This is a genomic window from uncultured Ralstonia sp., from assembly GCA_913056305.1.
Classification (GTDB): Bacteria; Pseudomonadota; Gammaproteobacteria; order Burkholderiales; family Burkholderiaceae; genus Ralstonia.
Map to the genome: position 1 here is coordinate 1 of CAJXMR010000246.1, position 6378 is coordinate 6378.

7 protein-coding genes and 1 pseudogene are annotated in these 6378 nt (G+C 64.8%); 4 read left to right on the plus strand and 4 right to left on the minus strand.

The genetic code is table 11. The features are described from left to right. Nucleotides 1-100: 100 nt before the first annotated feature. Nucleotides 101-976, minus strand: coding sequence for a spermidine synthase (locus QZ609_RS23230; protein WP_295499910.1), 876 nt, complete (start codon nucleotides 974-976; stop codon nucleotides 101-103). Nucleotides 977-993: 17 nt separating this feature from the next. Beyond that, the gene (locus QZ609_RS23235) at nucleotides 994-1752 is read right to left on the minus strand and encodes a tetratricopeptide repeat protein (RefSeq protein WP_295499911.1); all 759 of its coding nucleotides are present in this window, start codon (nucleotides 1750-1752) and stop codon (nucleotides 994-996) included. 173 nt (nucleotides 1753-1925) lie between these two features. Between QZ609_RS23235 and QZ609_RS23240 the strand changes: the two genes are divergently transcribed. After that, nucleotides 1926-2294 carry a metalloregulator ArsR/SmtB family transcription factor gene (locus tag QZ609_RS23240; RefSeq protein ID WP_295499913.1) on the plus strand — a complete coding sequence of 123 codons (369 nt, stop codon included), beginning with the start codon at nucleotides 1926-1928 and terminating at the stop codon, nucleotides 2292-2294. Between the two features lie 21 nt (nucleotides 2295-2315). Continuing rightward, nucleotides 2316-3398 (plus strand): SRPBCC domain-containing protein, encoded by a 1083-nt coding sequence (locus tag QZ609_RS23245; RefSeq protein WP_295499915.1) that lies wholly within the window; start codon nucleotides 2316-2318, stop codon nucleotides 3396-3398. 70 nt (nucleotides 3399-3468) lie between these two features. Here the strand turns inward: QZ609_RS23245 and QZ609_RS23250 are convergent, their stop codons facing one another. Further along, complete coding sequence (locus tag QZ609_RS23250; RefSeq protein ID WP_295499917.1) at nucleotides 3469-3978, minus strand: DUF1993 family protein; 510 nt, start codon at nucleotides 3976-3978, stop codon at nucleotides 3469-3471. 460 nt (nucleotides 3979-4438) lie between these two features. On the opposite strand from QZ609_RS23250, the gene QZ609_RS23255 reads away from it, so the two are divergent. Next, nucleotides 4439-5170, plus strand: coding sequence for a type IV pili methyl-accepting chemotaxis transducer N-terminal domain-containing protein (locus QZ609_RS23255; RefSeq protein WP_295499919.1), 732 nt, complete (start codon nucleotides 4439-4441; stop codon nucleotides 5168-5170). A gap of 106 nt (nucleotides 5171-5276) precedes the next feature. Continuing rightward, entirely contained in the window at nucleotides 5277-6071 is a 795-nt protein-coding gene (locus tag QZ609_RS23260) for a type IV pili methyl-accepting chemotaxis transducer N-terminal domain-containing protein (protein WP_295499921.1), read from the plus strand. A 116-nt stretch (nucleotides 6072-6187) separates the two neighbouring features. On the opposite strand, the pseudogene QZ609_RS23265 reads toward QZ609_RS23260, so the two are convergent. Beyond that, nucleotides 6188-6378: pseudogene (locus tag QZ609_RS23265) on the minus strand (hypothetical protein); the annotation flags it as partial.

Below are 6378 nucleotides of genomic sequence, written 5' to 3' on the forward strand. Positions count from 1 at the left end.
TCTCGGGCGCGCCTTTCTTTGCCTACTTTCTTTGGCAAGACAAAGAAAGTAGGTCAGCCCCGGCAGGGGATGAAACAAGGGATGGACCAACAGCAAAAAATCAAATCGCCAGCTTGGCTTCCTGCCCAACGTTGGCGCTGCGCAGGCCTTCCGCCCAGCCCTTGGTCGGCAACTTGAGCGAGGCCTGCAGCGCTGCCGCACGTGCCTGCACGGCATCCCAGCCGACCTGCAACGGAGGTCCATTGAAGGCCAGCGCGATGACATTGCCGTCGTGCACCTCAGGGAAGACCAGCACGCGGTTATCAAATGCATCGCAGATGCGCTCGATGTTGCGCGGGAAGCTGGTGTGGTCCCCAAACAGGTTGATGGTCATCACGCCCGGCGCGCGCAGCACTTGGCGGCAGGCGCGGTAGAACGCGGGCGTGTCGAGCACGGGGCCGCGCGCGGTGGCGTCGTACAGATCGATCTGCAGCGCATCGACGGCGCCATGATGGTTGGCATCCATCACCCAGTCGTAGGCGTCCTGCTCCAGCACCTGCAGGCGTGCGTCGTCGAACGGCATGCCGAACATGCTGTGCGCAGCGACGATCACCGACGGGTTCAGTTCCACCGCCGTCACCTGCGCGGGCGCGAGCTGGCGGTGGCAGAACTTGGTCAGCGCAGCAGCGCCCAGGCCCAGTTGCACCACGTGGAAATCCGGCCGCGAGGCCGGATCGAGGAACAGCAGCCACGCCATCATCTGCTGAGCGTATTCCAGCTCGATGGCATCGGGCTTGGACAGGCGCATGGCGCCCTGCACCCACTCGGTGCCGAAGTGCAGGTAGCGCACGCCCGACAGCTCAGAGAACGTGACCGGGGCAAAGCGCGGGGCCATGCGCTTCGGCTCATCGTCATGGTCCAGGCGATTTTCACGCTTGGCGCGGGCAGGACGGCGCGAGGCCACGGCCTCGATGGATTTGCGTTTCAACAGCGTCATAAGTCGAATCAAACGGATCAGCGGGAGGAAGACTGGGCGGCCTGGGCACGCTGCAGCCATTCGCGGTTATGGTCTTTGGCGTAGCGCGTCCAGTGCTTGGCGTCGCGCAGGATGTCGTCGAACAGCGCCTGGGCGCGCTGGCGGTCGGCGTCGTTGTTCTGGGTCAGCAGCCATTCGCCGAACAGGCAGCGGGCAGCCGCATCGTTAGCGCAGGTCAGGGCATGCTCGAAGGCGTCACGCGTGTTGGCAGCACCGGTTGCGGCCAATGCCTGGGTATAGAGCAAAGTCGGATCTGGCTGCTGGCGGGCTGCGCGGTGCGCCTCGAACAGCTTGTCGAGCGAGGTCTTGGCGAGCGCCGCGTCACCGGTGGCGAACTGCGCGCGGGCCAGGCCCAGCAACACTGCCGCATCGCCAGCAAACGGGCCGGTGGCGGCCTGCTCGAAGTGCTCGCGGGCTTCCTTGGCATTGCCGGCGTCCAGCAGCGCTTCGCCCAGGTGCACGCGGTGCTGCACGGTCGGTGCGCGGTCGAAGTCGTTGCGCGCCTCACGCACGGCGCGGTTCGGGTCGATCAGTTGGGTGACGGCGCGCGTCGCCACGCGGGCACCGTGCGAATGGCGCATCTCCGGCAAGTAGATCGCGAAGAAGTACACCACGCTGCCCAGCAGCGGAAACGCGAACAGGATGAACAGCCAGTACATGTTCTGGTTGTTGCGCACCACGTGCACAGCAAAGAACAGCGCGACGATGACGTGAAACCCGATTCCAAGAAACGGCATGTTGAGGCCCGGTAGCAGAACGTGCCGGCACCCCCGCGCCGGCCACGGGCGCGATTGTGACAGATGCGCCGGGGCACTGGCATGACCTCCCCTTAACGTTTGCGACCCGCGCGTCCCCAAAGCCGCATGTAACCGACCTTGACAGTCGATTAACCCATTGGTTAAATGAACCCATGCCGACCTCAGACGACACCCTCTCGACTGTCTTCGCCGCTCTGGCCGACCCGACGCGCCGCGCGATCCTCGGGCGCCTGGCCGAAGGCGAAGCCCCGGTGAGCGAACTCGCCCGCCCGTTCGACATGTCCGCCCCGGCCATCTCCAAGCACCTGCGCGTGCTGGCCGAGGCCGGGCTGATCGAGCGCGAGATCAACGCGCGCTGGCGCATCTGCCACCTGCGCCCCGGCGCCCTGCGCGATGCGCACGGTTGGCTGGAGCGCTACCGCCGGCACTGGGAGGACAACCTGGACCGCCTGGTCGCCTTTGTCGAGCAAACCCACGCTGCAGCTCCGGCCCCGGACGCAGACACCCCCACGCAGGACTAACGCAGCCCCCCGGAGACCACCATGGACCGCGCCGCCACATTTGAACTGGAGATGACCCGCCATATCCGCGCGCCACGCGAGCGGGTCTTCGATGCATTCACCAACCAGGCTGCGCTGGCGGTCTGGCACTGCCCGCGGGGCATGGGCGTGGTGGAGGCCAGCGCCGACCCGCGCGTCGGTGGCCAATACCGCATCGTCATGGGCGGGCGCGACGGCGCCAAGCACATCGCCGCGGGCGAGTACCAGAAGCTCGACCGCGCCAACTTCCTCGCCTACACGTGGTGGTGGGAAGCGGGCTCCATGTCACCCGACCTGAAAACGCTGATCGAAGTCACGCTCACCGACAAGGACGGCGGCACCAGCATGCACATGCGCCACACCGGCTTCCCCGACGCGCAAAGCCGCGACGGCCACACGGCCGGCTGGCAATCGGTCTTCAACCGCCTCAACGACTACCTGAACCCGGAAGGCACCGCCGGCACCGTCACCGTCTATGGCGACCCGCGCAGCAGCTATTGCCGCACCGTGCGCATGGCGCTGGCAGAAAAAGGCGTGGCCTACAAGCTGAACCCGGTGCCCCCGCACACGCCCGAGCTGCTGACGCACAACCCCTTCGGCCGCGTGCCGGCCTTCACCGATGGGCCGATCGAGTTCTACGAGACCCGCGCCATCCTCAGCTACATCGACGAAGCCTTCGACGGCCCCAGCCTCCTGCCGCAATGGGGCGCCACCGCCCACGCGCGCGGCGAGCAGTGGATCAGCCTGATCAACTGCCATGCGTATGACGCGATGGTGCGCCGCTACATCCTGCAGTACGTCTTCCCCAAGGGCGAAGATGGGCAGCCGGACCGCAAGGTGATCGACGCCGCGTTGCCGGAGATCACCACGCAGCTCGACGCACTGGAACAGGCTTACGGCGAGCGCGACTACCTGGTCGGCAGCACGGTGTCGATGGCCGACCTGTTCCTTGCGCCGATCCTGGCGTACCTCGGCATGTTCCCGGAAGGCGCGGCGCTGCTGGAGACGCACCCGAACGTCCGGCGCGGGCATGCCGTGATGCGTGAGCGGCCGAGCTTTACCGCCACGCAGCCGCAACTCGGCTGAACCCGGACAGCAAAACGCCGGCGCCCGTGGTCGGGCAGCCGGCGTTTTTGTTGGGTGCGGGTTCGATCAATCAGGGGCGGCCGAGGTAATCGAACTTGCCGATCTCCACGCCGTTATGCCGCAGCAACGCATACGCCGTGGTCACGTGGAAATAGAAGTTCGGCAACACGAAGCCACGCAGGTACTCCAGGCCGCCGAAGTGCAATTCGCGCGTCGGCGACTTGAGCGTGATCGCACGATCTTCGCTGCCGGCAAACGCGGCGGGGTCGATGCTGTTGACGAACTCCAGCGTCTTGGCGATGCGCGCCTTCAGCTCGGGGATGGTCGCCTCGACATCCGGATGCTGCGGCGGCTCGGTACCCGACAGACGTGCCGCGCCACCCTTGGCCACGTCGCAGGCAATCTGCACCTGACGCACGAACGGATGCATGTCCGGCGCCAGGCGCGCATTCAGCAGGTTGGCCGGATCGAACTTCTTCGCTTCCGCATGGGCGGCCGCCTTGTCGAGCAAGACCGACAGATTGCCCAGCATGCGGTTGACGCTCGGAACCAGGAATTCGTACATCGAAGGGGTTGCCATCTGGACTGCTCTCCTTGGTATCAATCGATGGTGGCCGTCGGCCGCCATGTATACGCGGTCTGCCGCGTCGCGCTTGTGCGCGTAGGCAACAGTGTAGGCCCGATCCGTGACTTGGCCGTGCAGGCGCCCCGCCCGGAAGCCCCGGCGGACGCCTCGTCATGAGGCATCTGGCACGAGATTAGTGCGGCGTGTGCATGCGCTTGACCGGCAGGCCAGCCACGCGACAACGGCTTGAGGCGTGGCACGGCTATTGCATGGGCAAGCACAGGGCCAACGACGGCCCCGACACACATCGGCAAACCGCAAAGACATGCCCCAGAAGGGGCGTGCGGAGCAACGGCGCTCCGAAGCGAAATGGCCGCGAATCGGATGACGGGTTCGCAGGCGTTTCGTTTCGGGGCGCTTTTTTCTTTGTCGGCGCGCAGACGCGCCAGCATCGACACCACCTGCAAGGCATGACATGACCGCTTCCCTCACCCAGACCTTCGCGGCTGAAGTGTCCGTCGAGACCATCGGCGAATTGATCAACCTGTCCGGCCGGCAGCGCATGCTGTCGCAGCGGATCGTGCTCCAGATGGTGCTGGCCGCGCAGGGTGATGCGACTGCGCTCGAGATCGCGCGCAAGTGCCTGTCGATGTTCGAGTCGGCACATGCCGATCTCGTCAAAGGCAATGCGCGTTTGCCAGGCGCCTTTTCCGACGCCTTGCAGCAGCTGTACTTTGGCAAGCCGCGTGGCGACGCGCGCATCCGCGAGTTCATCGCCTTGGTCAAGACCGCCATGGACCTTCCGTCGTCCGGCACGGCCAAGCGCAACCTCGCCCTCGATGCACTCGTGACGCAAGCCACGCCCATGCTCGAGCTGCTGCAGACCATCACCCAGGCCTACCAGGAGGAGATGCACCTGTGCGAGATCAGCCTGCGCAAACATCAGACCGAGATCGCCGAGCGCCTCGGTGGCATTTCCATGCAGGCCAACATCGTCGCCATGAATGCGCGCATCTCGGCAGCGCGTGCGGGCCCGTACGGCAAGGAGTTCTCGGTGATCACGACGGTGCTGGCAGACATCATCAAGGAGATGGACCAACTGATCCGCCACGTCGTCGGCACGAACGATGCCGCGAAAACCGGCACCGATCAACGACCGAGATCAAAACCGGACTCGCAAAAGGCCTGGAACATTTCGCTGCGCTAGCGCGTTGGCGCAAGTGTTTCAGCACAACCGGCATCCAGCCCCGGTGGCCTCGCTCGCGGGTCTTTCCGGATGGGTGCCTACTCTAGCCAATGGCACGGAGACTTCCTTGAAGCGTTACCTGAATTTCATTGGCGTGTTGTTCTGCTCCGTCCTGATGTCGGGCCTGATCGGCACCGCCTCTGCCGAGACCTTGACCATCAATGCCGCCATCAACAAGGCGGGCCGCCAGCGCATGCTGTCGCAGCGCATGGCCAAGGCTTACTGCGAGATCGGTCTCGGCGTCGAGGTCGACCATTCGAAGAAGATCCTCGAGCAGTCCGTTGCGCTCTTCGAGAAGCAACTCGCTGAGTTGAAGGCATTCGCGCCTACGCCGGACATCAAGGACACCTACGGCAAGCTCGAGCAGGCATGGCTGGCGTACAAGCAACTGCTCACCACCGGCAACCCGAACCTCGAGAACGCGAAAAAGATCGCGCAAGCGAGCGAAGACGTGCTGAAGCTCGCGCAGCAGGGAACGGTGCAGTTGGAGAAGTATTCCGGCACCACGGCGGGCAAGCTAATCAACGTTGCCGGCCGCCAGCGGATGCTCTCGCAGCGCATCGCCAAGCTGAGCATGTTCCGCGCCTGGGACATCACGTCCGCGCAGATGACGCAGGACTTGGACGCCGCCATGAAGGAGTTCGCCGCCGCGCAAGCGTTGCTCACCTCGGCACCGCAAAACACTGCGACGATCAGCAGTGAGCTGCAGTTGGCCAACACGCAGTGGCTGTTCTTTGCGGAGGCGCTCAAACAGACGGCCGGTAGTCGCGACGAGCAGCTGAGAAACGTCGCCACGACGAGCGAGCGCATTCTTCAGGTGATGGATGACGTGACCGGCCTGTATGAGGGCGTGGTCAGGTAACGCGGGGGCTGCTACGCCTGCGACGCCTTCCAGGCCGGGAGCTTGTCCGCATATTGTGTTGGCACCGGCTCCAGATGAGCCGGTGCCAACCGCCCCAAACATCAGGCGCGAGGCGTCTAGCTGCCCGGCTTCGTCACCGAAATCGAAACACCATATGTGGTGGTGGAACCAAACCACGCCAGCGTCATGCCGCCCAGCGGCAGATGCACCACGGATTTGCAGGTGGTTGCCGCACCGGATGTGTTCGTGCACGCATTGGCGGCACGGTGGCGCATCCCGTTGAACGGATCGTTGTAGCTCACCACGT